The sequence below is a fragment of the Butyricicoccus sp. Marseille-Q5471 genome (genome assembly GCF_951230135.1).
Lineage (GTDB): Bacteria > Bacillota > Clostridia > Oscillospirales > Butyricicoccaceae > Agathobaculum.
In genome coordinates, this window is sequence record NZ_CATNVC010000008.1 from 1 (window position 1) to 26563 (window position 26563).

Consider the following 26563-nt stretch of genomic DNA (forward strand, 5'->3'; position numbering starts at 1 on the left):
GGCTGGCTTCATTTTACCAACTCCTCGGAGGTTGTGCAGTCTTGGCGAAAAACTGTGCACTTTATGTGTCGAAAAACTGTGCAGTTCTATTGGCTGAAAAGTGTGTACTTTATCTTACCATTTACAGCAGGATTACAAAAGAAGGCTTTCGATTGCCCTGAAAGCCGCGAAGGTATGCATTTTTGAGGTGGATGTGAATCGTCAGCTCTATACCTTCTTTGAAAATTCGGAAGCAATATTCGGCGTATCCGGTGAACAAATTTTGCAGGACGTGCAGCGATACAGCAGCCTGTCTGCTGATGCATACCAGAAACGGGTGACAGAGTATTTTGTGCACCCGCAGGATACGCAGGTTGTGGCGCATGCTTTTGAGTCGATTTTCAACGGGGAACCGACTTCTTATGAGGTGCGGATGAAAACAGGGCAAACGGGATATGTTTGGTGCAAAGTAAATGTTACACCGATTATCAAAGACGATGGCTCTATCATTATGATTGGCATCATTGCAGACATACAGGATATGTATGATCGGATTGATTCGCTGACGCGGGAAACCCAGACGGATACCTTTACCGGCTTGTATACCAAGCGCCGATTTGAGGAACTGAGCGGTGAGATATTGCGTAAATGTCCGGGGGAAAAAGCTGCGCTTATCTTTTTGGATTTGGATGATTTTAAACTTATAAACGATACTTATGGCCATCAGGCAGGCGATGAGGTGATATTGTCTGTGGCAAAGCACTTGGAAACTGTGTTTCGCCGGCAGGATATTCTTGCACGGTTTGGCGGAGACGAGTTCGTTGTTTTGATGCGGGATGTTAGGGATAAAGTAACGGTGGTTGAAAAAGTACAAAGACTGCTTCAGCAGAACGACAATGCACTGGGCGTAACCAAGAGCGTTGGAATCTCCTTTTATCCGGATTCGGCAAAAGAGTATGAGATGCTGCTGAGCAAAGCGGATGCAGCATTGTATCGAGCGAAAAAAACAAAGAATACATTTGAGTTGGCATAAATAAAGCGAATTACAAAAACGATTTGTCATATGAAAAGCCGAGCGCCAAACGGCGCTCGGCTTTTTTGTGCATATTGTTACTTTATCCATCGCCCAGCAGACGGACTTTTATTTCATCGATACGGCAGCCAGAGGTTTTCAGCGCCTGAATTTTTGCGATTCGCGCAATCGCCCGTTCGCGGGGGAAACGGCGGGTCAGGTTCTGCTCGGCTTGTTCGTAAGGAAGTAGGCCTTCCTCGGTGTAGAACTTGAGGGTAGAATATCGACATCCGGTTAGGCGTACGAGCTCACCAATCGAGACGAATTGGGCGCTTTGAATGGTCTCCAGAGAGCGTTGACGAGACATAATCGAGCCCCTCTGTCAACCAAAAAGCGGATAGCGGCGCAAACGAGCACCGTAAACCGGTATGCGGATACCACTACCGCCAACCTGCACAGCGCTAGGGACCGCTTCATATAAGACATTATCAATGCGCAGCAACGGAACTTTGCTCATACGAAGGACTTCCACATCGTGGCCGGCCAGACGGTCTAATATGCGGGAGAGAAACACCTCATTGTTATCATAGAGTCGCTCGGTATCAATGAAGATAGACTGGGAACGCTCAAAAATAGGGAAGAGAAAATTAAGACCAATACCGATATCGGCGGAAGCTGCTTTTTGCTTGAGACCCAATAGACCCTTGAGGCTGCTTTCCAGCGTGCTATGAATTTCGAGCGGCAAAAGCTGATGCGCAAGGGGACTGACACGATAAGCCTTTTGCATTTGTACCTGCACCGTGGGTAATTCTCCTTCGTTGAACAGGTCGTGGATGCAGCCGCTCTCCCGCAGCAGCCAGAACAAGATAATGTTCTCATCCGCCATTTGATCGTCTTCCAGAATCTCGGCACGCAGGCCTTCGGATAGTCGGGTATAAACGGACGCTTCGGTGCGATACTCGTTGTATTGCGTACCGTTGTCCTGCGCGTTCAAATCACATCCGAGCAAACTGGGTACGGTATCGAGCAGATTATCGCCCTGCAGTTGATCGGAAATACAACGCTCCAATACTTTCAGCGCCTTATCATGTAACTTCTGGGTGCGCTGCACGACAGAAATCAGAGTTTCGCCCGTGCGTGGTGCAAGCTGATCTAATACGGTTTGCTGATAAAGTGCCAATGTACTTTCCGGCGGGCAAACAAAGAGGCTTTTTAGGCTGCAGCCTGAAGATATCTGCAATTCAAGCGCGACAGCTGCGGCGATGCCTCGAAGAGCCATTCGTTTTGCGATTGTGATGCGTTCCAGATCCTGCCCATTGAGGGCGATTAGAGCAAAACGCTGTGAAATGTTGAGGTGTGTCAAAGAAATCCCTCCTTGGAGGTAAATAAAATTTACTTACTACTTACGATTTGAATATAACACTTTTGATTCTATCTGTCAAGCGGTAGAATAATGATTGTAAGCTACACACAAAAAGGGTATAATGAACCTGTACAAAAAGTAGAAAGAAGGAGGAAATGCTCTTGAATATGACAGAAACGCTGAAAAAGCTATGCACAATGCCGGCAGTCAGCGGTTTTGAATCAGACGCAGCAGGAACAGTTGCCGAATGGCTGCGTCCTTATTGCGATGCGGTAGAGATTGATGCACTTGGCAGTGTGCTAGGACTCAAGAAGTGCGGAAGGGATGGCGCCAAAACCATTTTACTGGATGCCCATCTGGACCAGATTGGCTTTCTTGTCACCGAGGTGTTGGAGGGAGGCTTCCTGCGCTTTGCTGAGGTCGGCGGGGTTGATCCGCGCATGTTATTGGGCAATGAAGTAACGATATTGGCAGACGAGCCATTGTATGGCGTGATTTCATGCATGCCGCCTCACTTGATGAAGGCAGGCGAGCAGGACAAGGCCGTTCCGGTGGATGAAATGCTGATTGACACCGGATTGATCGATGCAAGGAGCAAAATTAAGATTGGAACGCCAATCGTATTTGCTCAGCAACCTACGGAGCTTTCGGGCGGTGTGCTGTCGAGCAAGAGTCTGGATGATCGCGCGGGGATTGCGGCCATTCTGCAAACAATGGAAAAGCTGCAAAATGAATCCCTCAAATGTAATGTTGCCGTGCTGTTTTCCGCGCAGGAGGAAGTAACCGGACTGGGGGCACAGGCAGGCACCTTTGCAATTCGTCCGGAATACGGCATCGCGGTAGACGTGACGCATGGAAAAACGCCTGACGGGCCATCGGACGGTGTTTTTGAGCTCGGAAGCGGTGCTATCATTGGCATGGGTCCCAACATGCAGCGGGAACTGACCAAAGCGCTGATTAAGACAGCGAAGGCCAACGATATACCGTATGCGCTCGAAATTATGGAGGGTAACACCGGTACAAATGCATGGACGATGCAGATTGTTGCGGACGGAACTGCAATGGCTATCCTGTCGATTCCCGAAAAGTACATGCATACACCGATTGAGACGATACAGATATCGGATGTAGAAGCAGTCGCCGAACTCATATATCAGTTCATCCGTGGCTTTGATGGGGAGGTGGCCTTGTGATTGAATTGCTCAAAACGCTTTGTGCCTTGCCGGGCCCGTCCGGCTGCGAAGACAAGGTTCGGGAATTCGTCGTGGCATTCACCCGCCCCTATGCAGACGAGCTGCGCACTGATTCCATGGGAAACGTCATGGTGTTCCGAAAAGGGGACAAGGCGCTGGATCGTCCGGTTGTGTTAGCGGCACATATGGATGAGGTCGGCGTGATTATCAAACGCATTACCGAGGACGGCATGCTGAAATTTGGCTTTGTCGGCGGTGTAGATCCGCGCGTAGTCATCGGCAGACGTGTTAAATTTGGGGACGTGGTTGGTGTAGTCGGTATCAAGGCCGTGCATTTAACAACTGCCACAGAACGTAAAACCATGCCGAAGGCCAAGGATTTGTATATTGATATCGGCGCTTCTGGTAAAGCGAGCGCTGAAGCGCGCGTATCACTTGGAGATTACGGCGTCTTTGATTCTGACTGCGTTGCGTTTGGCGATGGAATGCTCAAGGCAAAGGCCATTGACGACCGCGTCGGCTGTGCAGCACTGCTGACCCTGCTGCGTGACAAGCCGCCGGTTGATACATGGTTCTGTTTCACCGTGCAGGAAGAAACCGGTCTGCGCGGTGCGGCGACGATGACGTTTGCGCTTGATCCGGGGTTCTGTCTGGTGGTTGAAGGCACAACGGCGGCTGATTTGGCAGAGGTGTCAGATGGAAAAGCTGTTTGCCGTGTACGCGACGGAGCAGTGATTCCATTTATGGATGGAGCGACGATATATGATGCGGCATTGTTTGAGTTGCTGCGCAATGCATGCATCAAGCGTAATATTCCGTGGCAAACGAAGAGCCGCGTCGCGGGTGGTACGGATGCCGGACGGATTCATAAAAGCCGTGCTGGTGTGCGCGTGTGTGCGGTAGCAGCACCGGTGCGTTATATTCATTCGCCATCCGGTGTGGCGGCAGTCTCGGATATTGAGGCTGTGTGTCAGGCTGCGCGCGCATTCTTAGAAGAAATCGGAGGGGACGACGATGAGTAAGGTTTTTGAATTATATAAAGAGATAGGCACGGCCTTTGGCCCGTCCGGCCGTGAGGAGAGTGTGCGTGAGACAATCGCAGCACTGGCTGCCTCGTGGATTGACAATATCACCACCGACACATTAGGTAATCTAATTTGCCACCGTAAGGGCGCGGGCAAGAAGGTGATGTTCGCCGCGCATATGGATTCCATTGGCGTGGTTGCGACCTTTATTGACGAACGGGGATTTATCCGATTTTCACAGGTCGGCGGATTGTTTAAGGGCGATTTGATTAACATTCAGGTACGCTTTGCAAATGGAACGCGTGGTGTGATTTCTTATGAGGAAAAGACTCCTTTCAAGGATTTAACGCTTGACCAGTTATTTATCGATATCGGTGCGAAGAACCATGAAGATGTGATGCACATGGTGCAGGTGGGTGATTTTGCTGTATTTGAAGCGCTGTCTTTCGAGCAGAACGGGGTTCTCTGCGGTCCGTATCTGGATAACCGAATTGGCTGCGTCACACTGCTGCTTGCAATGGAAAATCTGTCCGAACAGGAGCCGGAAAACGATCTTTATTTTGTATTCACCGTGCAGGAAGAGGTGGGCCTGCGCGGTGCAGGGGCTGCAGCCTTTGCAATCAATCCTGATGTTGCGGTTGCGGTCGATGTGACGGATACAGGCGATTTGCCGGAGCGAAAAAGTCCGATGGCGGTTGATATGGGTAAGGGTGCGGCCATCAAAATCATGGATCATTCAGCCATTTGTGCCCCTGTCGTGCGTGAGAAGCTCGAACAGGCCGCTGCAGCTGCAGGCCTTGTGGTTCAGCAGGAGATTCTGCGATTTGGCGGCACGGATACGGCAGCGATGCAGAAGACGCGGGCGGGTATCCTGACCGGTGCGGTCTCTATCCCGACGCGGTATATCCATTCGCCGAGTGAAATGTGTGCGGTTAAGGATGTTGAGGATGCAGCGGCGCTGCTTGCTCACTTTGCATCTGTCGAATTTTAAAACAATTTACCACTTTATTTTGTTAAAAATAACAGGTGACAATTCCTTCAAATTCAGGTATGATATAGACACAGCAAAGGAGCTGATCCCACAATTGGATCAGCTCCTATTTTACAAAATTAAGACCATATCATCACTTACATACTACTCTGTGTCCGAAACCGTTCTGAAGTTATTCAGGGCGGTTTCGGGCGTTTTTATGCTTTTTGGACAGGATTTGCGGATACTGCTTTCGTCAAAAAGCTCGGCCGCGCTGTGATATGATGGCAAAGACAGGCGGGGAGGGCTGCGGAATGACCGTATACGTGGATGTACTCTTTCTGACCAATGCAATCATGGATTATGCAACGCTGCTCGCAGCGGCGCGCCTGGGCGGTGTATCCGTAAACCGTTGGCGGGTGTTGCTGGGTGCGGCACTTGGTGGTCTATATGCAGTGGGCTCTGTAATGGCTCCGGCGTTTGGTGTGCTAGTGTTTCGGCTGGTTTGCGGTGTTGTGATTTGCGTGGTCGCTTATGGGAGAACCGCCTGCTTTGTGCGGGTGTGTGCGCTGTACGCAGTGGTGGCCTGTGCGTTCGCAGGACTGGCCGCCGCGCTGGGTGCACTGACCGGAAACCGGCTGTTCTTCGGCACCGGGTATTATTTCGCAGTGCCACTTCGTGTACTGGTGCTGGCAGCCGTATTAGGGTATGCCGTCAGCGGCGTGCTGCTGCGCGGCGACGCAGCACATGGTGCGGTTAGGCGTGAAATCGAAACGCTGCACATTCGGTTCAATGGACGGGAACGCGCGGTATCCGTGCTGCATGATACAGGAAATGATTTGGCGGAACCGTTGTCCGGAAAGCCTGCAATCATTCTCGGCAAAAATGCCGCGGAAAATGTACTTGGCAGTGTTGGGACGGCAATCGAAGAGCTGGATCGTAACAACGCTGCAACTTGCCTGTCACGTGTTTCACCCGAATTTGCGGCTCGCTTTGGGTTGGTACCCTATCATGCGATAGGGACAGAAAGCGGAATGCTGCTTTACGTGCGTCCGGACGCTGTACTGCGCGCGGATGGAACGATGCTTGACTGTGTGCTTGCCGTTAGCCCGGAACAGATGGGAAACGGCGGTTATGAAGGTTTAATCGGCATATGAAAGGAAGAGGTATGATGCTGAAAACATGGTGCGGAAAAGTTTGGAACTGGATTCTTCGTCAACTGGGTAAACAACCGATATACTATATCGGAGGCAGCGAGGTGCTGCCTCCGCCGCTTTCCGCAGAGGAAGAGGCAGCGCAGGTTGTGGCTTGTCAGGCAGGCAGCGCGGAGGCACGCAACACCCTGATTGAGCACAATCTGCGTCTGGTTGTTTTCTTGGCGCGCAAGTTTGAATCAAGCGGCGTGGGAACAGAAGACTTGATCTCCATCGGTACAATCGGCCTGATTAAGGCAGTAGGTACGTATAAAAGCGATAAAAATGTAAAACTAGCCACCTATGCCTCGCGCTGTATTGAAAATGAAATCTTAATGCATCTGCGTAAAATTTCAGGACAGCGCACCGAAATTTCCTTCGATGAACCGCTTTCCTCAGACTGGGACGGCAATGAATTGCTGCTCAGCGATATTCTTGGGACTGAGGCGGACAGTGTGCTTCGCCCGCTCGAAGACGATGTGGATCGTGCATTGCTGCTGCGTGCGCTAGACCTTCTTCCGGCGCGGGAAAAGCAAATTATCTCGCTGCGCTTTGGCATAGGCCGGGCCGAGCCACTGACGCAGAAGGAGGTTGCTGATCTGCTAGGCATTTCGCAGAGCTACATATCGAGATTGGAAAAACGAATCATCGCACGCATGCGCAAAGACATCCTGAAATGGGTGTGATGAACCAATTACGGTAGATACGTGATTTGTTCGACACCATGAATGCCGAGACCGGGTTCGTCCGATACGGAGATGACCTTTTCGTTAAACACTGCACCACCGAGGATGGGATCTTCGGAGCAGAGCACCGGTCCGTCCAAATCAATTTTGGTGATGATTTGCTTGGCGCACGCCAGATGCACTGCCGCATTGACAGAAATCTTGGCTTCCAGCATACAGCCAATCATACATTCTACACCGTAAACCTCGGCCGCCGATGCAATTTTGAGACCGTTGTATAATCCGCCGCATTTCATTAGCTTAATATTGACCAAATCGGCCGCGTGTGTCTGCATAATCGTCAGGGCATCTTCAGGAGAAAATACACTTTCGTCGGCCAAAACGGGCATCGAGATATGGTCGGTGACGTACTTCAGCCCTTCAATATCGTGCGCATGAACCGGCTGCTCTACAAATTCAATAGCCAGTCCACGATCCTCCATTTTGGATAGAATGCGAACAGCCTCTTTGGGCTTCCAACCCTGATTGGCGTCAATACGGATACAAACATCGGAGCCAACCGCTGCGCGAATGGCTTCCAAGCGGCGCAGATCGAGCGCGGCATCCTTACCAACCTTGCACTTGAGGCAGTCGTAGCCGCGAGCGACAGCATCCATCGCATCCCGCGCCATCTCCTCCGGATCGTTGACGCTGATGGTAATGTCGGTCACGATTTGGCTGCGGCTGCCGCCAAGCAGCTTATACACCGGAATGCGGTGCAGCTGACCATATAAATCCCAGAGCGCCATATCGACCGCAGCCTTGGCGCTGGTGTTTTTCAGGATGCAGGATTGCACGGCAAGCATCAGGTTCTCAAAATCATCCACCTCGCGTCCGAGAATGGTTTTGGCAATATGATCTTGAATCGCACCGACGATCGCGCCGGTCGTGTCGCCTGTAATTACGCCGGTCGGTGGGGCTTCACCGTAGCCGACCGCGCCGGTATCGGTGTGAATTTCGACGATGACATCCTCAACCGAGGAAACCGAGCGCAGCGCCGTTTTAAACGGCACGCGCAACGGAACGGAAATTTTTCCGAGCTTTATTTCGGTAATTTTCATTGTAAGACACTCCTTTTCTTACTTGGCCAGTTCATACATGGCGGCTGCAATGATTTCTGCGTTCTGAAGCAGACGCTCTACCTCCATATACTCATCCGGCTTGTGCTCACGCACCTCGTCGCCGGGGAAAATCGGGCCAAAGGCGACCAGATTCGGGATGCATTTCGCATAAGTGCCGCCGCCTATGCTTTTCAGCTCGGCCTTTCGGCCGGTTTCAGCCTCATATACCTTGCTGAGCTTCTGAATCAGTTCCTTTTCGGGGGGCATATAGATAGCCGCCTTGTGCACCATAGCGGTTTCGTCAAAACCGCCGAGGCGGAACGCGGCACGCAGGCGCGGTGCGGCGTCGTCAAACGTCTTTGTGACGGGATATCGTACCGACAGCGTCAGCGACAGTCCGTGTGCATCACCGGCTGCTACGCCAAGGTTCACGGTCAAATCGCCCGACAGCGAATCGCGCATCGCCAGACCGAGCGACTCACCGCGTGTTTCCATGCCGATGCGATCGGCCAAAAAGGCAATCGTATCGAGTAAATCACCCTCCAGCGGCAGTTGTGCAAGCGCCATCGCCAAACGGCCGATGGCGTTTTCGCCTTGTTCGGGGGTAGAACCGTGCGCAGAAACACCGGTGGCCTCCACGCGGATACCGCCTTCAATCGGCGTGACGGAGACCTTATTTGCGGCGATGATACCAACCGCTTCCGGCGGGCATTCGAGTTCGGCAAAGGCAAATGCAGGAGAGACGTTGGATGCCGTACCGCCTTCAAATCGACGCAGCTTATAAGCGCCACTGGGGGTAATTTTTTTAGCATAAGTGCAGTTTATAATGCCCTTTTCGCCATTGATAATTGGATATTCGCCGTCGGGTGTAAATCCCATCAGCGGGACTTCACCGCCGTTTGCAAGGTAATACTTCATATCACGGCAACCGGTTTCTTCATTTAGACCGAATAAAATCCGAATGCGGCGGGACAGCGGCACACCGGATGCTTTGATCGCAGTGAGCGCATAAAGCGCAGCGACTAGCGGGCCTTTATCATCCATTGTGCCACGGCCATAGATGCGGCCGTTTACAACTTCGCCGCCAAAGGGGTCGTGCGTCCAGCCATCACCTGCGGGCACGACATCCAAGTGGCCGAGCACGGCAATCATTTCATCACCTTCGCCATATTCACACCAGCCAAGCTGATTATCCATATTGACCGGACGAATGTCGAGCTTTTCACACAGAACGAGCGCTGCCATCAAGCAACGGTGCACGTCACGGCCAAAGGGTGTTCCGTCCTCGCCGAGGTTTTCCACACTGGGAATGCGGATGAGCTTCTGCAGGCTTTCAATCAATTCGTCGGCATGTGCGCGGATGTAGGGTTTAAAATCCATGAGCTTCCTCCTTTACATACATATTTCTATTGTAACCGATAAATCCTCTTATTTCAAATCATGCACGAAAATAATGCAAGAATTTTGGGTTCTTGTTGCAAAATGACGGAATATGGTTTATAATGTAACTATTGTTCTGTCCATCCAGAGGAGGGAGAAATGGGAACAAAGAAAAGTAAAGAGAGGTAGTATGTATGATCACAAATGGATTCACCTACATTGCGGCACTGGTGTTTCTGGCAGCGGTTTTGGTTGGAGCGGAAAAGCTAACCAAGTGGAAGTTTTTCAAATACGTTCCGCCCGTTGTTTTGCTGTATTTGCTGACCATGGTGCTGTGCACCGTCGGTGCATGGGATATGGAGGCGACTAAGCCTGCCTATGCAGCACTGAAAAATAACATTCTGTATGCGATGCTGGTATTAATGCTGCTGCGCTGCGACATTCGCAAGATTTTGAAGCTGGGCCCTCGTATGCTGGGTGGCTTCTTCTCCGCCAGTATTTCAATTGGTATCGGTTTTATTGTGACCTATGCGGTCATGCATTCGCAGCTGGGCGCGGAGGCATGGAAGGCGCTTGGTGCACTCTGCGGCAGCTGGATGGGCGGCTCGGGCAACATGGTTGCTGTACAGGCGGCGCTCAATATCGGCGAATCAGACATGGCCTATGCGCTGGTGATTGACTCGATTGATTATTCAATCTGGGTTATGTTCCTGCTCTGGGCGATTTCGTTTGCACCGCAGTTCAATAAATGGACCAAGGCCTCTACCTCAACGCTCGACGAAGTCTGTAAGCGTCTGGAAGATGAGCAGGCTGTAGCATCCAACCACATCACCTTTGCCGGTATGCTGTTCCTGATTGGCGGCTCGCTGTTGGTTTCTGCACTGAGCCAGAACCTCGGCGTGGCAATCAATGGCGTGGCTCCTTGGCTGGATAAGGCTACATGGACTGTGCTTGTCGTAACCGTAATCAGCCTGATTGCGGCAGTAACGCCAATTGGCAAGATTGCAGGATCGGCTGAGCTGTCAAATGTGATGCTGTATATCGTCATTGCGCTGCTTGCTTCGCGCGCAAGTCTGCTCGAACTGACGGACGCACCGATGTGGATTCTGTCCGGATTTATGATTCTTGCAATCCATGGTATTATTCTGGTGATTCTGGCTAAGATTTTCAAGCTGGATTTGTTCACTTGCGGTGTCGCTTCGCTTGCTAATATCGGCGGTACGGCCTCGGCACCGATTCTTGCAGCATCCTATTCGGGTGCACTGGTTCCGGTAGGCGTGTTGATGGCATTGATGGGGTATGTCATTGGCACCGGCGGCGGCTTAATCGTTGCCAATATCATGAAATTGTTTGCATAATTAAAAAACAGCCTGTCCGTATTGGGCAGGCTGTTTTTCGGAAAGGAAGAGAAAAATATGCAGCTTAATACGCTCGGCGTGGTGCACTCGTTTTTACAACAATCCGTCAAAGCAGGCGCATTCTGCATCGACGCAACAGCAGGCAAGGGGCGGGATACGGCGCTGCTGTGCCGTATCTCGGGGGAGACAGGGCGCGTGCTTGCGTTTGACATTCAGCAGGATGCGGTTGACCAAACGCGTGCGCTGCTCGAGCGAGAGGGTCTGCACGCTGAAGTGATATGCGACAGTCACAGCAATATGGAGGCCTATGCCGCGCCGGAGAGCGTCGATTGCATTGTTTTTAATTTTGGTCGGCTGCCGGGCGGGGATGTCAGGATTTTTACAACGGCAGACACCTCCATCCCTGCGATTGCAGCGAGTCTGCGGCTTCTGAAAAAAGGCGGGGTGATGAGCCTTGCGCTATATTATGGTGGTGAGAATGGGTATGAGGAGCGCGATGCGATTCTGGCGTTTCTGAAAACGATTGACGACCAGACCTTTACCGTGCTTTCATGCGACTGGATGAATCGCAAAAATGACCCGCCGATTCCGATTTTTATCTGGAAAGAATAAGAATTCTATGCTACCATGAAAACAGAGGAGTTGATGAACATGCCTTGGTGTCCCAAATGCGGCACTGAATACCGCGAGGGTTTTACAGAATGTAAGGACTGCCATGTCGCTTTGACGGAAGAGAAAACTGCCATACAGGCCGAGCCGGAAACAGAGTCGGAAACGACGTATGTCGGACTGCAAAAGCCGATTGCGGTTTACACTGCACCGACAACCTCCGAAGCGGAGATGATTGTAGAAGCGCTCAAGCATAACGGAATAGATGCGATGACGCGCAAGGCTGCTTTTGAGGAGATGCGTGCCTACACCGGCGATTCGGAACGGTACGGCGTTGTGGTTATAGTGGATGCGGGGGAAACCGCGCAGGCTCGCCAGGTCATTGAGACCTTTCGCGCGGATTTGGCTGAGTCCGAGTTGAGCGAGGACGAATTGGCGGTACTGGCCGAGGAGCAGGCGGTGCAGGAGCCGGCTGGCGAGCTGGAGGACAACGCTTCGTTCAAGGTACTGCCAATAGTTCTGGGGGTTATCGGCGTGGCGCTGCTGCTGCTTTGGATGATTTCGGGTCGATAGCGGAGGAAACGTATATGCCATGGTGCCCTAAGTGTAAATCAGAATTTCGGAGTGGCTTTACCGTGTGCAACAGCTGCGGCGTGCGGCTGGTTGACCGGCTATCAGATTTCGACAATATATCTGCTGTGCCAATATCGGAGGGGCAGCCTGCTGATGAAGCAGATGAGAATACGGCGCTGCTTCATCCATCACCAGGACGCAGGCGTGCGCTTGCTGTGCTGCGCGGACTAATTATTCTGTTCTTGTCTCTTACGGTGATTCTGCTGATTGCATCCAATATAAGTTAACTAAAAAAAGTCCGTTCCTATTGGAACGGACTTTTTATTGGCAATTACTTGTTTTCGCTGAACAAGCCGGTAAAATCAAAGGTGGCGAAGTAATCTTCCGGTGTTTCCGCGCGGCGGATTAGCTCGGTCGAGCCATCCTCCTTGAGCAGTACCTCGGCAGAGCGCAACTTGCCGTTGTAGTTATAACCCATGGAGAACCCGTGTGCGCCGGTATCGTGGATATAGATATAATCACCGATATCAATGCGCGGCAGATTGCGGTCTATCGCAAACTTATCATTGTTTTCGCAAAGGCCGCCGGTTACATCATAGGTGCGGTCACGCAGTGCGTCTTCCTTGCCGAGAACAGTGATGTGATGATACGCGCCATACATGGCAGGGCGCATCAGATTGGCCGCGCAGGCATCCAGTCCAACATATTCCTTGTGCGTGTGTTTGTGGTGAATGCACTTGGTAATCAGTGCACCGTACGGGCCGAGAATGTAGCGACCCATTTCGGTGTAAATCGAGATGTCGCCCAGACCGGCAGGGACAAGAACTTCTTCAAAAGCACGGCGCACACCCTCGCCAATGGCCATGATGTCGTTCGGCTCCTGCCAAGGCTTATAGGGAATACCTACTCCGCCAGACAGATTGATAAACGAAATATGCACGCCGGTTTCCTTCTGCAGCTCAACCGCGGTTTGAAACAGAATGCGTGCCAGTGCGGGATAATACTCGTTTGCCACTGTGTTGGAGGCGAGGAAGGCGTGAATGCCAAAGTGCTTGACGCCCTTTTCCTTCATAATATTAAATGCCTGCGCAAGCTGCTCGCGCGTCATGCCGTACTTCGCTTCCTGCGGGGTGTCCATGATTTCGTTTTCCAGCACAAAATCTCCGCCCGGATTGTATCGGCAGGACATGGTGTCCTTCCATTCGCCCACCTTATCATAATAGTCAAGGTGGGTGATATCATCGAAATTGATGATAGAGTCAAGATCGGACGCAAGTTTAAAGTCCTGATCCGGCGTCACGTTGGATGAGAACATGATGTCATGGCCGGTGATGCCACAGGCCTTGCTCATCATCAGTTCGGTGTAGCTGGAGCAGTCGCAGCCGAAGCCTTCTTCATGCAGAATCTGCAGAAGGCGGGGCGTGGGAGTAGCCTTGACAGCAAAATATTCTTTAAAGCCGGGATTCCACGCGAAGGCCTGCTTGACCTTGCGCGCGTTTTCACGAATTGCTTTTTCGTCGTAAAGATGGAAGGGGGTAGGATAGGTTTTGACGATTTCCTGCACCTGTTCAAGAGTGACAAAGGGTTTCTTTTCCATTGCTTTCGCCTTTCTTTCTTTTGGGGTTACTGAATTGCGTGGTTACTCATCGGTTTGTTTGCCGAGAATGCGCTCAAACCGACGGCGCATGTCGTTTTCCATACGTTGGGTTTCCAGTTCATCAATGCCGGCGATGCGGCCGTCCTTGATGTAGACAACCATGCCCTCGCACAGCATTGCAGGCGCATCCGCGCGGGGAAAGTTGACCATTTGTTCGCCAACTTCCACGACGACGAATTCGCCTTCAAAGCGGTCGACAATTCCAGTCTGTTTCATGCGGCATTCTCCTTGCTGTCGGATGGTTGATCGAGTTGAATGATCACAGAGCCTTGTTCCGCCGTGATACGCACATCTTTGATATTCGCTTCGGTCAGCCGAAGCATGGTATCAGGGGAAGGGTGGCCGTAGTCGTTGTCCCTCCCGCAGGAAATAACTGCGGTATCAGGACGGATGCGGTTGAGAAAATACTTAGTGGACGAGGTATCACTGCCGTGGTGACCGACCTTGAGTACCTCGCAGGACAGAAACGGGTGATGCTTGAGTAGGGATGCTTCGGCGATGCCTTCAGCGTCGCCCATGAGCAGTACGCGCTGATCGCCTGCACGGAAAAGGCACACGATCGAGCGATTGTTCAGGTCATCGGCAGGTACATCATCGGCGGGGCCGAGAAAAGTAATCGCTGCACCGGACTCAAACGCCAGCTCTTCGCCCGACTGAGGCACGATGGGGCGGATGTTTTGCTCGTTCAACGCGTCCAGCATGCGCTCGTAGGTTTTTGTGTTGGCGGTCTCGGAACCCATATAAAAGTTGTCGATTGGGAATGCTTCGATGACCTTCGCCATGCCGCCGATATGATCGGCATGCGGATGTGTGGCCACGACGGCGTACAGCCGTGTTACACCGAGTGCCTCAAGATAGTCAACCACGGTTTCACCAGCAGAGGTCTCGCCAGCGTCAATCAAGACAGCCTGCCCGCCGGATAGCAGCAGGGAGGCATCGCCTTGGCCGACATCAATAAAGTGAACAGCGGTTTCGGTAGTAATCGGTCGGTCAAAGGATAAGCCGAGCATGCTCAGCGCCCCTTCCAACAGAACAAGCAGTGCGCCGAGCGTAATCAATACTGTGCGGATAGTGCGTTTGGTTTTACGGGACAAGGCTTAATCCTCACAGGTGCGGTAGCTGTCAAACTGCGCTTCAATTTCAGTGGAAGGCGCAGGCGTGAGCAGGCTGACGATGATGATGGCAGCCAGACCGAAGATAAAGCCCGGGACAATTTCATACAGGTCGAAGATGCCGCCCGAAAGCTGCGCCCAGACCAAATCGACCACGCCGCCGACGACAATGCCGGCGAGTGCGCCATACTTATTGGTGCGCTTCCAGAACAGCGAGCACAGAACCAACGGACCGAAGGTTGCGCCAAAGCCTGCCCATGCATACTCAACCAAATCGAGTACGGAACTGTCGGGGTTCATTGCGATAAGGCCTGCAATCAGCGCAACTGCAACGACGCAGATGCGCGAAACCCACATTTGCTCCTTAGCGGAGGCGTTGGGGCGAATCTTTGCGTGATAAAAGTCTTCGGTAATCGCCGAGGCGGTGACCAGAAGCTGGCTATCTGCTGTAGACATGATAGCGGCTAGAATAGCAGCAAGGAAGATGCCTGCGATAAACACGGGGAACAGGTGCTGTACCATCGTGATATAGACGGTCTCCTGCGCACCGGTGGCGGCAAGGTCAACCGGCAGATACATACGACCTGCCATGCCAATCAGCACGGCTGCGGTGAGCGAAATCAGCACCCAAACGGTCGCAATGCGGCGAGATTTCTTAATCGCCGCCGGTTTCTCAATGCCCATAAAGCGAACCAGAATGTGAGGTTGGCCAAAGTAGCCGAGTCCCCATGCAAGCAGCGAGATGATACCGATTAAAGTAAGCTTTGTGCCATCGGCGTCGGTCAGAAAGTTGAGGAAGTGCGGATTAAAGGCTTCAACCTGACCGATAAAGGCTTCAAAACCACCCATACGGGAAATAGCAATTGTCGGCACGCCGAGGACACAGAAAAACATCAGTAGTCCTTGGAAGAAGTCGGTCCAGCATACAGCGAAAAATCCGCCCGCAAAGGTGTAGCTGACAACGACGACCAGTCCGATTAGGAGTGCGGCAAGGTACGAGATGCCGAAAACGGAGGAAAACAGCTTTGCCGCGCCGACAAAGCCGGATGCAGTGTAAAAAAGATAGAATACAAGGATGAACAGTGAGCAAATGACCGAAATCGCGCCCGATTTATCCTCAAAGCGGTTCGAAAAGAACTGAGGCAGCGTGATGGAATCACCTGCAACCTTGGTATATTGACGCAGCGGCTTTGCAACGAGCAGCCAGTTGAGATAAGTGCCGATTGCTAGACCGATTGCAATCCACGAAGCGGAAAGACCGGACAGATAGGCTGCGCCCGGCAGCCCCATCAGCAGCCAACCCGACATGTCGGATGCCTGCGCCGACATGGAAGTAACCCAGGAACCGAGCTTGCGGCCACCAAGGAAATACTCGGTTGTTGTGCGGTTTTTGCCGTAGAAGAACATACCGATACAGATCATAAAGATCAGATAGACTGCAAACGCGGCAATGATTACGAAGTTGTTGTTGATATACATTTTAACCCTCCCTATTTGTCAATTATATTATATATGAAAAGAGGATTTTTTGCAATATCATGGTGAAAGTAAACGAGCTCCAACTTGCATTTTGTGAAAAACGCAGCGGAGGGGTAGGATAATACAGATAAAAGCGCAAAGGTTTTACAAAAACAGCCCGCACTCATCGTACGGGCTATGTTTTACAGCTTCATGGCGCGAGCCAGCTTGCTCAGAGGTTCTACTTCAAGGGCAAGATGATCGGCAAGCTCAGCCGCCATTTGATGGAAAGTATCCTCTGTGCCTGCGACAAATTCCAGTTCGATTTCACAAAGCGGCGACGATTTCTCGCCTCGACGCAGCAAACCTTCGTCAAGTGCAAGCTCGCAAACGGTATCGTCCTGCTGCAGTAGGATGGCGCAGCGGGTAAAGTCGACAGCGCACGTCATCTGAAGCGGAGCGGAGGCGGCCAGAGCGCAGAGCTCCTGCGGTGCACCGTGCGCAGGCAGACGAGCAAGTCCGTCCTGAATGCTGTCCGCATCGCACTGAAATTCTTCATGTGCGCGCATGCCTTCGGGAGTGGTGGTATTGCGCAGCTTCATGCAGCACACGCTCTTGTCGTTTTCCTGCCGCAAGCGAAGGGCGGCCTCGTGCTGACGGAGCAAACCGTCTGCAGTATCAAAATATTCTGATTGCATATGAATGGTACGCGCCTGACTGCCAATACGGCTCGACGCCCACAAAAGAGCCGAACCAAGTACCGTTGCATCAGCACGCCACTTGTACTCTTGTTCCATTTAACGCACCTGTCCGTTTCCATAAATAATATATTTGGTGGAGGTGAGCGCGGTTAGTCCCATCGGACCGCGTGCATGCAGTTTTTGCGTAGAAATACCGATTTCCGCGCCGAAACCGAATTCGAATCCGTCTGTAAATCGGGTAGAAGCGTTAACATATACGGCTGCCGCATCGACCTCCTCCAGAAAACGCTGGGACGATTCGTAATCACGGGTCACGATGCACTCTGAGTGGCCGGTGTTAAAGCGGTTGATATGATCGATGGCTTCGTCAAGGGAATCGACAATCTTAATAGAAATTTCGTAATCGAGATATTCCTTGCCGTAGTCCTCATCGGTTGCAGGCAGAACGGTTTCACCGAGTATTTCCATAGTGCGCGGACAGCCGTGCAGTTTAACGCCGCTCGGTGCGAGTCCTGCTGCCGCCATGGGCAGGAATGCTGCTGCTGCATCCTTGTGAACCAGCAGGCTTTCGGCCGCGTTGCATACAGAGGGGCGCTGGCATTTCGCATTGACAAGAATCTGCTGCGCCATGTCAAAATCAGCCGAAGCGTCCACATAAACGTGGCAGTTGCCGGTGCCGGTTTCAATGACCGGGACTGTTGCATTTTGCACAACGGCCTGAATCAGACCCGCACCGCCGCGGGGAATCAGCACGTCAAGATAGCCGTTCAGGCGCATCATTTGATTAGAGCTGTCCCGCGTTGTGTCCTCAACTAAATTGATTGCATCGGGAGGCAGACCCTCGGTCTCCAGTGCGGCGCGCATCAGCTCGGTCAGCTTCATCGAGGAGTAGAACGCCTCTTTGCCGCCGCGCAGGATGCAAGCGGAACCGGCCTTGAAGCAGAGCGCGGCAGCGTCTACCGTCACATTTGGACGCGCTTCGTAAATGATTCCGATTACACCCATGGGCACGCGCTTCTGCCCAATGTTGAGTCCGTTGGGCGTTTTGTGCATCCACAGCACTTCGCCAATCGGGTCAGGCAGAGCGGCAACCTGACGGCAGCCCTCAGCAATGCCTTCGATGCGCCTCTTGTCAAGCGTGAGCCGGTCGATTAAACCGTCGTTCAACCCGCTTTTGCGGCCGTTTTCAATATCAACGGCATTGGCCGCGATGATATCGTCCGCATGCGCAAGAAGCGCATTGGCGATGGAAATCAGACCGCGATTTTTCTCGTTTGCGCCCAGCTTGGCAACCGTACGTTTCGCCACGTTCGCCGCGCGGGCAATGGTCATTAGGTCTCTCATGATTCGGCGCCTCCTCGTGCAAACAGAGTTCCGACCTGTTTGCCGTCTACGATGTCATATAATATTTCCGAGCGCTCGCCGTTGGCGATCAGCATCGGTATGCCTGCATCCATGCACAGTTCGGCGGCGGTCAGCTTGGTTGCCATGCCGCCTGTGCCGCCCGCCGTGCCTGCACCGCCCGCCATGCGGCGTACTCTGGCGTCAATCTTGCATACATGGGTGATGAGCCGCGCCTGCGGATTTTTGCGGGGATCAGAGTCGTATAACCCGTCAATATCGGTGAAGATAATGAGCAAATCCGCTTCGCACATACGTGCAACCACAGCGGAAAGCGTGTCGTTATCGCCAAAATTTTCGATGTGAACCAGCTCTGCCGTTGCAACTGTGTCGTTTTCGTTGACAATCGGAACAACACCGGTATGAATCAGCGCGGTGAAGGTATTATGGATGTTTTCGCGCTGCCCATCGTTGGTAATATTCTCGCGCGTCAGCAGAATTTGTGCAACATTAATGCCGTACTCCAGAAACATCTTGTCATAGATGTGCATCAGTTCGCATTGACCGACCGCAGCACAGGCCTGCTTCATCGGAAGTGAACTGGGACGTTCTGTCAAACCCAGCTTGCCGAGACCTACACCGACCGCACCTGACGACACGAGTACCATCTCAAATCCGCGGTTTTGCAGGTCACAAACACAGCGGACAAGCTGTTCGATACGACGGATGTTGAGTTTGCCGTTGGGATACGTCAGTGTGGAGGTGCCGACCTTGACGACGATGCGGCGTACCTCGTCGATATTAAGCATGGTTGTCTCTCCTTAAAGTTATACATTCTAATTCATCTTAATTCTATCACAGTGGCGCGGCAGTGACAAGTGAAACAAAAAAATGTTCCAAACAGTAGGCCTGTGTGTTATAATGTAACTTATCGAATTATGCCTTTATGACGACAACGCGAAAGGAAGGGATCACAAAATGGCAAACCGGATCACGATCCAAATCGCCGGCCAACGCTATACCCTGTTGGCCGAAGAGTCCGAAGAATATATGAGCGAAGTCGCTGAGTTGGCGCAGCAGACCATTGTGGCATGCGGCGGCTCTTCAAGCTTTGCGAGCACGCGCGCTTTGGCGCTTGCGGTTGTCAATTTAGCCGATGAATACATCAAGGCAAAGCGGGAAACGCGGGATGCACAGGCACGGGTTCGTGTGGTTGAAACCGAGGCGAACGCCCTGCAGGAGGAGATTGTGCGTCTTCAGCGCGCTGCAGTTGTTTCGGCTGAGTCTCAGCCGGCAGAGCAGACTGAGGCTGCTGTTGCGGTGGAAATACCTGCTGAAAAAACAGAAGAGATGCAATGTGAGGCTCCGGTGGAGGAGGAAAAACCTGTGCCTCAACCGGCAGAACAGCGGATTCGGCAGTCTGCGGAAGCGCCGTTGCCGCAGGCGGAGACTGTGGCTACACCTGCAGAACAGCCTAAACCGCAGCCGGTCGCTGCCGCAGCGGCAAAACCTGCCGTGACACAGGAGGAAGCTGCAAAACTGGCTGCGCAGATGCTGATGAAAAACAAGAAGAAAAAGGGGCGCAGGAGTGCCAAACACCCCGCATACAAACATTAGACTATGAAAAAACAAATTGAATTATTGGCGCCTGCAGGTTCGCCCGAGGGCGTTCGTGCCGCTGTGCAGTCAGGAGCAGGCGCTGTTTATATGGGCTTTGGCACGTTCAATGCCCGGCGAGGTGCGCAGAATTTTTCGCACGATGAAATGGCCGAAGCGATTGCTTATTGCCGTGCGCGTGGCGTAAAAACCAATATCACATTTAATATCCTTGCTTCTGACCGCGAGCTGACCGCCGCGATGCAGGATGCCAAATTTCTGTATGAAGCCGGTGCGGATGCGCTGATCGTGCAGGATTTGGGCGTGGCACGTTTGCTCAAAAAGCATGCGCCTGATTTGGCGCTGCATGCTTCAACTCAGATGACAATTCACACGCTGGATGGTGCAAAGCAAGCCAAAGAGTTGGGGTTTTCCCGCGTCGTGCTCAGCCGAGAGTGCCGGATGGATGACATCCGCGCAATTACCGAGCAGTCCAGCGTGGAAACCGAGGTGTTTGTGCATGGCGCACTTTGTATGTGCTATTCGGGACAGTGTTATCTGTCGGCGCTGATTGGGCAGCGCTCGGGCAACCGAGGCCTGTGCGCACAACCGTGCCGCCTGCCATACAGCGGCGGCTACCCGCTGTCGCTCAAGGATCTTTCGCTCGCCGGACATGTCAGTCAACTCGCTGATTTGGGCGTTTCCTCACTCAAAATAGAGGGGCGTATGAAACGGCCGGAGTATGCGGCGATCGTCACCAAAATCTATGCCGATTTGCTGCGCGAACACCGCGATCCGACGTCAGAGGAGCGAGAGACGCTGCGTCTTGTGTTCTCACGCGACGGTTTTACCGATGGATACCTGATAGGGCAGAAGGGCGACGATATGTTCGGCACCAAAACCGATGTGCCGATGGGCGAGGTCAAGCACTTATATGATGAGGCTGCGCACCGCTTTGCGGAAGGCAGAGAGGCGCCGCTGGTGCCGGTTGATATTCGGCTTGGAGTCAGTGAAGACGGACTCTCTCTGTGCGCGGAAGACGAAAACGGAACATGGACAGGCTCTGCCGACCATGACCCCATTGAACCGGCTCGCAGCCGTCCGACAACACCTGAGATGATTGAGAAAAATCTTCGAAAGACAGGCGGTACGCCGTTTGACGTGCGTACTGTTGAAATTGACCTGCCTGACGGTTTGATGATTCCGGCCGCGCGCGTCAATGCATTGCGCCGCACCGCGCTGAATACACTGCTTACGCTGCGAGGTCTGCCGCCGAGCGTTCAGTGGAAGGAATGTGAGGATGCCCCCTTGCCGTGTACTGCACGCGCGTTCAAGGGCTTCACCGCTTCCGTGCGAACGCAGGAACAGGCTGAGGCGCTGCAGGGACTGGGACTCGAGACTGTCTTTGTGCCGCTCGAAATCGCTGCAAAAACAGGCTTGTCTGCAGTGCTGCCGCGCATTTGGTTTGACCATGAACAGCAGGAAATTGAAACACAGCTTGCGCGGGCACAGGCCCTGGGAACACGCTGCGTGCTGGTCGGAAATATCGGCCACATCCCGCTTGCAAAACGGCTTAATATGACCGCGTGCGGAGATTTCGGCCTGAATGCTTATAATAGTGATACGCTGGAAACTCTGGCTGATTTAGGTGTTGCGCGGCAAACTCTGTCCTTTGAGGCACGTTTGGCGCAGCTGCGCGACTTAAAGAAGCCGCTCGATACCGAGTTGATTATTTATGGCCGTCTGCCGCTGATGGTGTTTGAAAACTGCGCTATTCGCAGACAGCACGGCGGAAAATGCGCCTGTCAAAACGGCGTGACCTATCTGACCGACCGCATGGGGCAGAAGTTTGCGTTACTGCCTGAGTTTGGCTGCCGCAATACCCTGTTGGCAAACCGTGCGCTTTATCTGCCGGAGGATTCTCGGGAGGTGGGAGTGACACATGCGCGATTGTTGTTTACGATTGAGCCTCCTGAAGAATGTGCTCGGATTGCGCGTGCCATTTTGGCGGGGGAACGTCTGAACGGAGAATTCACTAAGGGATTATACCATCGAGGAGTCGAATAACAACTATGAAACTGATTTTGGCCTCCGCTTCGCCGCGGCGGCAGGAGCTGCTGCAGCTGATTACCAAGGATTTTATTATATGCCCTGCGGATGCGGATGAAACACTGCGCCCCGGCGCGCCGCTTGCTGATGAGGTAGTACGTCTGTCCGCTGCAAAGGCGGAAACGGTGCGCTGTATGCATCCTGCCGGTGTGTGTATCGGTTCGGACACAATGGTGACGATTGACGGTCGTTCGCTCGGAAAGCCGCGGGATGAAAAGCACGCGGCCGAAATGCTGCGCATGCTGCGGGGACGCACCCACGAAGTGTTGACCGGCCTTGCGGTATTGATACCGGAGGGCGAAATGCGCACGCTGTGTACGTGCACACGTGTTACTTTCCGCGACTTTGAAGATGACGAACTGGAGCAATATCTGAAAACTGGCGAGCCGATTGACAAAGCCGGCGCGTACGGGATTCAAGGGCACGGGGCATTGCTGATTGAGCGTATTGAAGGCGACTATTACAGCGTGATGGGACTGCCGGTGGCGGGACTCAATGTGATTTTGCGCGAAATCGGCGCAGTACAACGCGATTGAGACTGAAACGGAGAGGAGATACACATTCTTGCGAAGAAAAAATTATACCTCGCGGTTCTTTATCTGCATCGCGGTTGTGGTTGCGTTTTGCCTGTTGAGCGCGGTTTATAGCGGACTGACGGGCAACGCTTCGCCGGTTACCCGATTGGTTGGTATTGTGACTACACCGCTGCAAAAGCTGGGCACCGGTATCGGCGGTGTATTCGGCAAGGGACATGAGTATTTTTTCGAGGTGGATGAACTCAAGGCGGAGAATGAAAAATTGAAGCAGCAGGTTCGTGATATGGAGCAGCAGGTTCGTGACGCCGCAGTAGCGCTGGACGAAAATGATCGTCTACGTACCCAGCTTGGCATGGCCGAGCGCAACCGCGAGCTGACACTGCAGACCGCTGAGGTAATCGGCCGGAATCCGGGCGACTGGGCGACCACGCTGACACTGGATAAAGGGTCATCAAGCGGAGTGGAAGTGAATGATTTGGTGCAGACAGAGGACGGCATGGTTGGCTATGTATCGTCTGTTGCGTCAAATTATTGCGAGGTAACGACAGTAGTGGATGTCGAGATGCAGTGCGGGGCGCTGGTCACACGCACGCGCGAGGCTGCGATTGCAGAAGGCAATTACGATCTGATGGCACAGGGATTTCTTCGGCTGTCCTACTTGAAGGAAAACGCCGATCTGGTCATCGGCGATACCATCGAGACATCGGGCCGCGGCGGCGTATTTCCCAAGGGCATTATGATCGGTACGGTGGAAAGTGTGCTGCCTGAGGAAAACGGAATTTCCTATTATGCGGTCATTAAGCCTTTCGTCAATGCCGAGATGGTGACAAGTGTGTCTATCATCACCGATTATACGATCACGGAGTAAATCATGCAGAGAGAACAGATTTCCATACCGAAAAACATTCTATATGCAGTGCTGATACTGGTGTTTTATGCCCTGCAGACAAGCCTGCTGCGTTCGCTTACCTTTCGCGGATACCATATCGACTTACTGCCGTGCTTTGTTGCAGCTGCAGCACTGTTGGACGGTCCAGCAGAAGGCGTCATTACCGGTGTAATGGTCGGCATGCTGTATGATTTGGGTTATCCGGGACTGGACGGTATGTATCCGTTGTTTTTCCTGCTGTACGGTCTGGTAGCGGGCAATCTGAGTCGATCGGTACTCAGTCGAAATTACATTTCGGCGCTGATGCTGACCTTTTTGGAAATGATGGTGCTCGGGGTGCTGCGCTTTTTCCTGTATCTGATGCCGCACGGAGCGTCGTTTGGCCTTGTGCTGCAGCAGACTGTTGGCGGGGCGCTGCTTACGGTGGCATTTGCCTTTCTGGTCTACTGGCCGATGGGTAGAATCAGTCGCAGGTTTGACGCGCGCGGCCGCTGAAATGAGGGTTTGAGCCATGCAAGATAAAAATCAACTGCTGCGACGGCTGATTGCGCTGCTGTGCATGCTGTTGCTGTGCTGCAGCATTGCGGGCGGTCAGCTGGCATCGCTGCAACTTGTCAACGGCGAGCAGTATGTCAAGCAAGCCGCAGTCAATTTAACCACGAGCTCTACCGTTTCAGCCGCGCGGGGTGAGATTTTAGATCGATACGGACGACCGCTGGTGACCAATCGTTCGGTATTCTCACTCGTATTGGTGTACTCCGCGTGGGAGAAGGAGGGGCAGTTTGAGCGTCTGCTCGATTTGGCGGGCAAGGTGCGTGCGGACGGCGGTACGCTGTGCGATATTCTGCCTGTGACCGAGACTGCGCCATACGGTTACGTGGGCGGCGCGGGTGATGCATCACGGAAAGCGCTGTCTGCGTATCTTAAGGACAGCCGCGACACACTGGGGCTGCAAAAGGTGATCACAGCGGTTGAAAATGCGAAAACAGACACGGAGGTCGATGCAATCGACGCAACTGCGCTGGTAGCGCCAACTGAGTTCATCAATGCGATGCGTTCGTACCTTGGTTTCCCAGAAAGCTTTTCGGCGGAAGATGCACGAACCGTTGTGGGCTTATATTACAGTATGCGGACGGTGGGATTTTCCATGCGTCAGTCGTTTACACTTGCGACTGATATTTCAATTGATCTGATTTCGGTGCTGAAAGAAAACCATCGCGACTATCAGGGAGTTGAAATTGAAACCGAAGCGGGCCGTGAATATGACACGACCTACGGCGCGCATCTGATCGGTACGGTAGGCCCGATGTATGCAGAAGACTGGAACGGCAGGGGAGGAGAAAAAGGCTATTCCTCCAAAGTGGGCTACAATATGAATGACACCATCGGTAAATCCGGGATTGAATATGCGATGGAAGGGTACTTGCACGGCGCGGCAGGCTCTCGTACGGTTGAAACTTCACTTGGAGGCGATACCGTGAATGAACAGACGACAAGCTATGCGCCGCAACCGGGAGACAATGTGATTTTGACCATTGACTTGGATTTGCAGAAGGCGGCAGAGCAATCACTCGCGGAAAATGTCGCGCAATATGGTGCGGGCGGTGCTGCGGTCGCACTGGATGTCAATTCGGGAGAAGTACTGGCGATGGCATCCTATCCGACCTTTGATTTGCAAAATTTCAATCAGGACTATGATGCTATTGCCGCGGATTCGCGCTCTCCGCAGCTTAATCGAGCCACGAGCGGTGTTTATGCGCCGGGTTCCACCTTTAAGATTCTGACCGCAATCGCAGCGCTGGAAGAGGGCGTGATTGATGAAAAAACCACCTACAACTGCCCGGGATATTTTGAATACGGCGGTCAGAGATTTGAATGTAACAACAAATCCGGCCATGGCACTGTAGATGTTACCAGTGCGATTAAATATTCCTGTAACGTTTTTTTCTATGAGGTGGGCAAGACACTAACCGGCGAGCGGCTGGAAAAATGGTGCGATCGCTTCGGACTCGGCAATGTTACCGGCATTGAAATTGGTGATTCAAAGGGGCAAGCAGCTGGTCCTGTGACCCGCGAAAAAATGTTAGAAAATGATCCGTCTCTGCGGCAGTGGCAGGGCGGTGACGATGTGCAGGCGGCAATCGGCCAGTCGGACAACTGGTTTACGCCATTGCAGCTTGCAAATTATCTGGCGGCGGTGGTCAACGGCGGCACGCTTTATAAACCCTCGCTGATTAAAACAGTCAAAAGCTATAATTACGGTGAGACTGTTTTGGCAGAAAAACCCGAAGTCATTAATACAATTGAATTTTCAAAGAAAGCACGGGATTTGGTTATGACCGGCATGGGAGAAGTAACCGCTGAGGGTGGCACTGCAGCAACGGTATTTGCAAACTATCCCGTCAAGGTCGGCGGCAAAACCGGCACGGCTGAAACCAATGTGGAGGGTCGCGACAACGGTGTATTCATTGCATTTGCGCCTTTTGACAATCCGCAGATTGCTATCTGCGTCGTCGGTGAAGGCGCGCATCACGGTTCGTCGGTTGCCCCTGTTGTGCGGGATATGTTCGATGCATATTTTTCCTCTGACGGCAATGAGGATAAGCCGGAGACCGTTCAGCCGGAAAATACGCTGATTTCTTGACAGGATTGCAAAATAATTTATGCAAACGCTTGTAAGTTGTCAAATTGTAGTATATAATTTACGTGTAAGAAAATCGTTT

Annotated in this window: 27 protein-coding genes; 16 read left to right on the top strand and 11 right to left on the bottom strand. The window is 52.6% G+C overall.

Features of this window, described 5'->3' with window-relative positions; translation table 11 throughout:
- Window positions 1-100: 100 nt before the first annotated feature.
- Entirely contained in the window at window positions 101-1012 is a 912-nt protein-coding gene (locus QOX26_RS09620; protein ID WP_283674762.1) for a sensor domain-containing diguanylate cyclase, read from the top strand.
- An 82-nt stretch (window positions 1013-1094) separates the two neighbouring features.
- Here QOX26_RS09620 and QOX26_RS09625 read toward each other — a convergent pair whose 3' ends face one another.
- Together QOX26_RS09625 and QOX26_RS09630 are read right to left on the bottom strand one after the other, a co-directional pair.
- Window positions 1095-1358, bottom strand: coding sequence for a helix-turn-helix domain-containing protein (locus QOX26_RS09625; protein WP_283674763.1), 264 nt, complete (start codon window positions 1356-1358; stop codon window positions 1095-1097).
- A 15-nt stretch (window positions 1359-1373) separates the two neighbouring features.
- On the bottom strand, window positions 1374-2354 hold the full coding sequence (locus QOX26_RS09630) for a hypothetical protein (RefSeq protein WP_283674764.1): 981 nt from the start codon (window positions 2352-2354) through the stop codon (window positions 1374-1376).
- 167 nt (window positions 2355-2521) lie between these two features.
- Here QOX26_RS09630 and QOX26_RS09635 point away from each other — a divergent pair, with 167 nt between their 5' ends.
- The 5 genes from QOX26_RS09635 (at window position 2522) to sigE (ending at window position 7421) form a co-directional block, all read left to right on the top strand.
- Window positions 2522-3547, top strand: a complete 1026-nt coding sequence (locus QOX26_RS09635) for a M20/M25/M40 family metallo-hydrolase (RefSeq protein WP_283674862.1) — start codon at window positions 2522-2524, stop codon at window positions 3545-3547.
- Window positions 3544-4569 carry a M42 family metallopeptidase gene (locus QOX26_RS09640; protein ID WP_283674765.1) on the top strand — a complete coding sequence of 342 codons (1026 nt, stop codon included), beginning with the start codon at window positions 3544-3546 and terminating at the stop codon, window positions 4567-4569. The genes QOX26_RS09635 and QOX26_RS09640 overlap by 4 nt, the downstream gene beginning before the upstream one ends.
- Entirely contained in the window at window positions 4562-5563 is a 1002-nt protein-coding gene (locus QOX26_RS09645; protein ID WP_283674766.1) for a M42 family metallopeptidase, read from the top strand. Before QOX26_RS09640 ends, QOX26_RS09645 begins: the two co-directional genes overlap by 8 nt.
- A gap of 293 nt (window positions 5564-5856) precedes the next feature.
- Window positions 5857-6699: a sigma-E processing peptidase SpoIIGA gene (locus QOX26_RS09650; RefSeq protein ID WP_283674767.1), complete on the top strand. Its 843-nt coding sequence runs from the start codon at window positions 5857-5859 to the stop codon at window positions 6697-6699.
- The gene (sigE, locus tag QOX26_RS09655; RefSeq protein ID WP_442870223.1) at window positions 6696-7421 is read left to right on the top strand and encodes an RNA polymerase sporulation sigma factor SigE; all 726 of its coding nucleotides are present in this window, start codon (window positions 6696-6698) and stop codon (window positions 7419-7421) included. Before QOX26_RS09650 ends, sigE begins: the two co-directional genes overlap by 4 nt.
- An 8-nt stretch (window positions 7422-7429) precedes the next feature.
- Here sigE and QOX26_RS09660 read toward each other — a convergent pair whose 3' ends face one another.
- Window positions 7430-8521: a dipeptide epimerase gene (locus QOX26_RS09660; RefSeq protein WP_283674768.1), complete on the bottom strand. Its 1092-nt coding sequence runs from the start codon at window positions 8519-8521 to the stop codon at window positions 7430-7432.
- Between the two features lie 18 nt (window positions 8522-8539).
- Window positions 8540-9901 carry a dipeptidase PepV gene (pepV, locus tag QOX26_RS09665; RefSeq protein ID WP_283674769.1) on the bottom strand — a complete coding sequence of 454 codons (1362 nt, stop codon included), beginning with the start codon at window positions 9899-9901 and terminating at the stop codon, window positions 8540-8542.
- Window positions 9902-10095: 194 nt separating this feature from the next.
- On the opposite strand from pepV, the gene QOX26_RS09670 reads away from it, so the two are divergent.
- From QOX26_RS09670 to QOX26_RS09685, 4 genes are read left to right on the top strand one after another with little or no spacing between them, the layout of a single operon-like run.
- Window positions 10096-11259 carry a DUF819 family protein gene (locus QOX26_RS09670; RefSeq protein WP_283674770.1) on the top strand — a complete coding sequence of 388 codons (1164 nt, stop codon included), beginning with the start codon at window positions 10096-10098 and terminating at the stop codon, window positions 11257-11259.
- 57 nt (window positions 11260-11316) lie between these two features.
- The gene (locus tag QOX26_RS09675) at window positions 11317-11871 is read left to right on the top strand and encodes a tRNA (mnm(5)s(2)U34)-methyltransferase (protein ID WP_283674771.1); all 555 of its coding nucleotides are present in this window, start codon (window positions 11317-11319) and stop codon (window positions 11869-11871) included.
- A gap of 39 nt (window positions 11872-11910) precedes the next feature.
- Complete coding sequence (locus QOX26_RS09680) at window positions 11911-12441, top strand: hypothetical protein (RefSeq protein WP_283674772.1); 531 nt, start codon at window positions 11911-11913, stop codon at window positions 12439-12441.
- Window positions 12442-12492: 51 nt separating this feature from the next.
- Window positions 12493-12672, top strand: a complete 180-nt coding sequence (locus tag QOX26_RS09685; RefSeq protein WP_283674773.1) for a hypothetical protein — start codon at window positions 12493-12495, stop codon at window positions 12670-12672.
- 100 nt (window positions 12673-12772) lie between these two features.
- Here the strand turns inward: QOX26_RS09685 and QOX26_RS09690 are convergent, their stop codons facing one another.
- From QOX26_RS09690 to proB, 7 genes are all read right to left on the bottom strand, one after another.
- Window positions 12773-14038 carry a diaminopimelate decarboxylase gene (locus QOX26_RS09690; RefSeq protein ID WP_283674774.1) on the bottom strand — a complete coding sequence of 422 codons (1266 nt, stop codon included), beginning with the start codon at window positions 14036-14038 and terminating at the stop codon, window positions 12773-12775.
- 42 nt (window positions 14039-14080) lie between these two features.
- Window positions 14081-14314 carry a DUF3006 domain-containing protein gene (locus QOX26_RS09695; protein ID WP_283674775.1) on the bottom strand — a complete coding sequence of 78 codons (234 nt, stop codon included), beginning with the start codon at window positions 14312-14314 and terminating at the stop codon, window positions 14081-14083.
- Window positions 14311-15192 carry a ComEC/Rec2 family competence protein gene (locus QOX26_RS09700; RefSeq protein ID WP_283674776.1) on the bottom strand — a complete coding sequence of 294 codons (882 nt, stop codon included), beginning with the start codon at window positions 15190-15192 and terminating at the stop codon, window positions 14311-14313. The genes QOX26_RS09695 and QOX26_RS09700 overlap by 4 nt, the downstream gene beginning before the upstream one ends.
- Window positions 15193-15195: 3 nt before the next feature.
- Entirely contained in the window at window positions 15196-16689 is a 1494-nt protein-coding gene (gene putP / locus QOX26_RS09705) for a sodium/proline symporter PutP (protein ID WP_283674777.1), read from the bottom strand.
- A 182-nt stretch (window positions 16690-16871) separates the two neighbouring features.
- Window positions 16872-17465, bottom strand: coding sequence for a CYTH domain-containing protein (locus tag QOX26_RS09710; protein WP_283674778.1), 594 nt, complete (start codon window positions 17463-17465; stop codon window positions 16872-16874).
- Window positions 17466-18713: a glutamate-5-semialdehyde dehydrogenase gene (locus tag QOX26_RS09715; RefSeq protein WP_283674779.1), complete on the bottom strand. Its 1248-nt coding sequence runs from the start codon at window positions 18711-18713 to the stop codon at window positions 17466-17468.
- A complete protein-coding gene (gene proB, locus QOX26_RS09720) occupies window positions 18710-19519 on the bottom strand; it encodes a glutamate 5-kinase (protein WP_283674780.1) in 810 nt (269 codons plus the stop codon). The genes QOX26_RS09715 and proB overlap by 4 nt, the downstream gene beginning before the upstream one ends.
- A gap of 169 nt (window positions 19520-19688) precedes the next feature.
- Here proB and QOX26_RS09725 point away from each other — a divergent pair, with 169 nt between their 5' ends.
- Genes QOX26_RS09725 through QOX26_RS09750 form a run of 6 tightly spaced genes read left to right on the top strand, consistent with a single transcriptional unit; the run spans window position 19689 to window position 26484 of the window.
- Window positions 19689-20327: a cell division protein ZapA gene (locus tag QOX26_RS09725; protein ID WP_283674781.1), complete on the top strand. Its 639-nt coding sequence runs from the start codon at window positions 19689-19691 to the stop codon at window positions 20325-20327.
- Between the two features lie 3 nt (window positions 20328-20330).
- Window positions 20331-22373 carry a U32 family peptidase gene (locus QOX26_RS09730; protein WP_283674782.1) on the top strand — a complete coding sequence of 681 codons (2043 nt, stop codon included), beginning with the start codon at window positions 20331-20333 and terminating at the stop codon, window positions 22371-22373.
- A 5-nt stretch (window positions 22374-22378) separates the two neighbouring features.
- Window positions 22379-22951: a Maf family protein gene (locus QOX26_RS09735; RefSeq protein ID WP_283674783.1), complete on the top strand. Its 573-nt coding sequence runs from the start codon at window positions 22379-22381 to the stop codon at window positions 22949-22951.
- Between the two features lie 28 nt (window positions 22952-22979).
- A complete protein-coding gene (gene mreC, locus QOX26_RS09740) occupies window positions 22980-23819 on the top strand; it encodes a rod shape-determining protein MreC (protein WP_283674784.1) in 840 nt (279 codons plus the stop codon).
- Between the two features lie 3 nt (window positions 23820-23822).
- Window positions 23823-24335, top strand: coding sequence for a rod shape-determining protein MreD (gene mreD / locus QOX26_RS09745; RefSeq protein ID WP_283674785.1), 513 nt, complete (start codon window positions 23823-23825; stop codon window positions 24333-24335).
- A gap of 16 nt (window positions 24336-24351) precedes the next feature.
- Entirely contained in the window at window positions 24352-26484 is a 2133-nt protein-coding gene (locus QOX26_RS09750; RefSeq protein ID WP_283674786.1) for a penicillin-binding transpeptidase domain-containing protein, read from the top strand.
- The last annotated feature ends 79 nt before the right edge of the window (window positions 26485-26563 follow it).

Coding starts and splice junctions, on each gene's coding strand:
- QOX26_RS09625 (WP_283674763.1), bottom strand. CDS start 1,358: ATGTCTCGTCAACGCTCTCTGGAGACCATTCAAAGCGCCCAATTCGTC.
- QOX26_RS09635 (WP_283674862.1), top strand. CDS start 2,522: ATGACAGAAACGCTGAAAAAGCTATGCACAATGCCGGCAGTCAGCGGT.
- QOX26_RS09645 (WP_283674766.1), top strand. CDS start 4,562: ATGAGTAAGGTTTTTGAATTATATAAAGAGATAGGCACGGCCTTTGGC.
- QOX26_RS09650 (WP_283674767.1), top strand. CDS start 5,857: ATGACCGTATACGTGGATGTACTCTTTCTGACCAATGCAATCATGGAT.
- sigE (WP_442870223.1), top strand. CDS start 6,696: ATGAAAGGAAGAGGTATGATGCTGAAAACATGGTGCGGAAAAGTTTGG.
- QOX26_RS09660 (WP_283674768.1), bottom strand. CDS start 8,521: ATGAAAATTACCGAAATAAAGCTCGGAAAAATTTCCGTTCCGTTGCGC.
- pepV (WP_283674769.1), bottom strand. CDS start 9,901: ATGGATTTTAAACCCTACATCCGCGCACATGCCGACGAATTGATTGAA.
- QOX26_RS09670 (WP_283674770.1), top strand. CDS start 10,096: ATGATCACAAATGGATTCACCTACATTGCGGCACTGGTGTTTCTGGCA.
- QOX26_RS09675 (WP_283674771.1), top strand. CDS start 11,317: ATGCAGCTTAATACGCTCGGCGTGGTGCACTCGTTTTTACAACAATCC.
- QOX26_RS09680 (WP_283674772.1), top strand. CDS start 11,911: ATGCCTTGGTGTCCCAAATGCGGCACTGAATACCGCGAGGGTTTTACA.
- QOX26_RS09690 (WP_283674774.1), bottom strand. CDS start 14,038: ATGGAAAAGAAACCCTTTGTCACTCTTGAACAGGTGCAGGAAATCGTC.
- QOX26_RS09695 (WP_283674775.1), bottom strand. CDS start 14,314: ATGAAACAGACTGGAATTGTCGACCGCTTTGAAGGCGAATTCGTCGTC.
- putP (WP_283674777.1), bottom strand. CDS start 16,689: ATGTATATCAACAACAACTTCGTAATCATTGCCGCGTTTGCAGTCTAT.
- QOX26_RS09710 (WP_283674778.1), bottom strand. CDS start 17,465: ATGGAACAAGAGTACAAGTGGCGTGCTGATGCAACGGTACTTGGTTCG.
- QOX26_RS09715 (WP_283674779.1), bottom strand. CDS start 18,713: ATGAGAGACCTAATGACCATTGCCCGCGCGGCGAACGTGGCGAAACGT.
- proB (WP_283674780.1), bottom strand. CDS start 19,519: ATGCTTAATATCGACGAGGTACGCCGCATCGTCGTCAAGGTCGGCACC.
- QOX26_RS09725 (WP_283674781.1), top strand. CDS start 19,689: ATGGCAAACCGGATCACGATCCAAATCGCCGGCCAACGCTATACCCTG.
- QOX26_RS09730 (WP_283674782.1), top strand. CDS start 20,331: ATGAAAAAACAAATTGAATTATTGGCGCCTGCAGGTTCGCCCGAGGGC.
- QOX26_RS09735 (WP_283674783.1), top strand. CDS start 22,379: ATGAAACTGATTTTGGCCTCCGCTTCGCCGCGGCGGCAGGAGCTGCTG.
- mreD (WP_283674785.1), top strand. CDS start 23,823: ATGCAGAGAGAACAGATTTCCATACCGAAAAACATTCTATATGCAGTG.
- QOX26_RS09750 (WP_283674786.1), top strand. CDS start 24,352: ATGCAAGATAAAAATCAACTGCTGCGACGGCTGATTGCGCTGCTGTGC.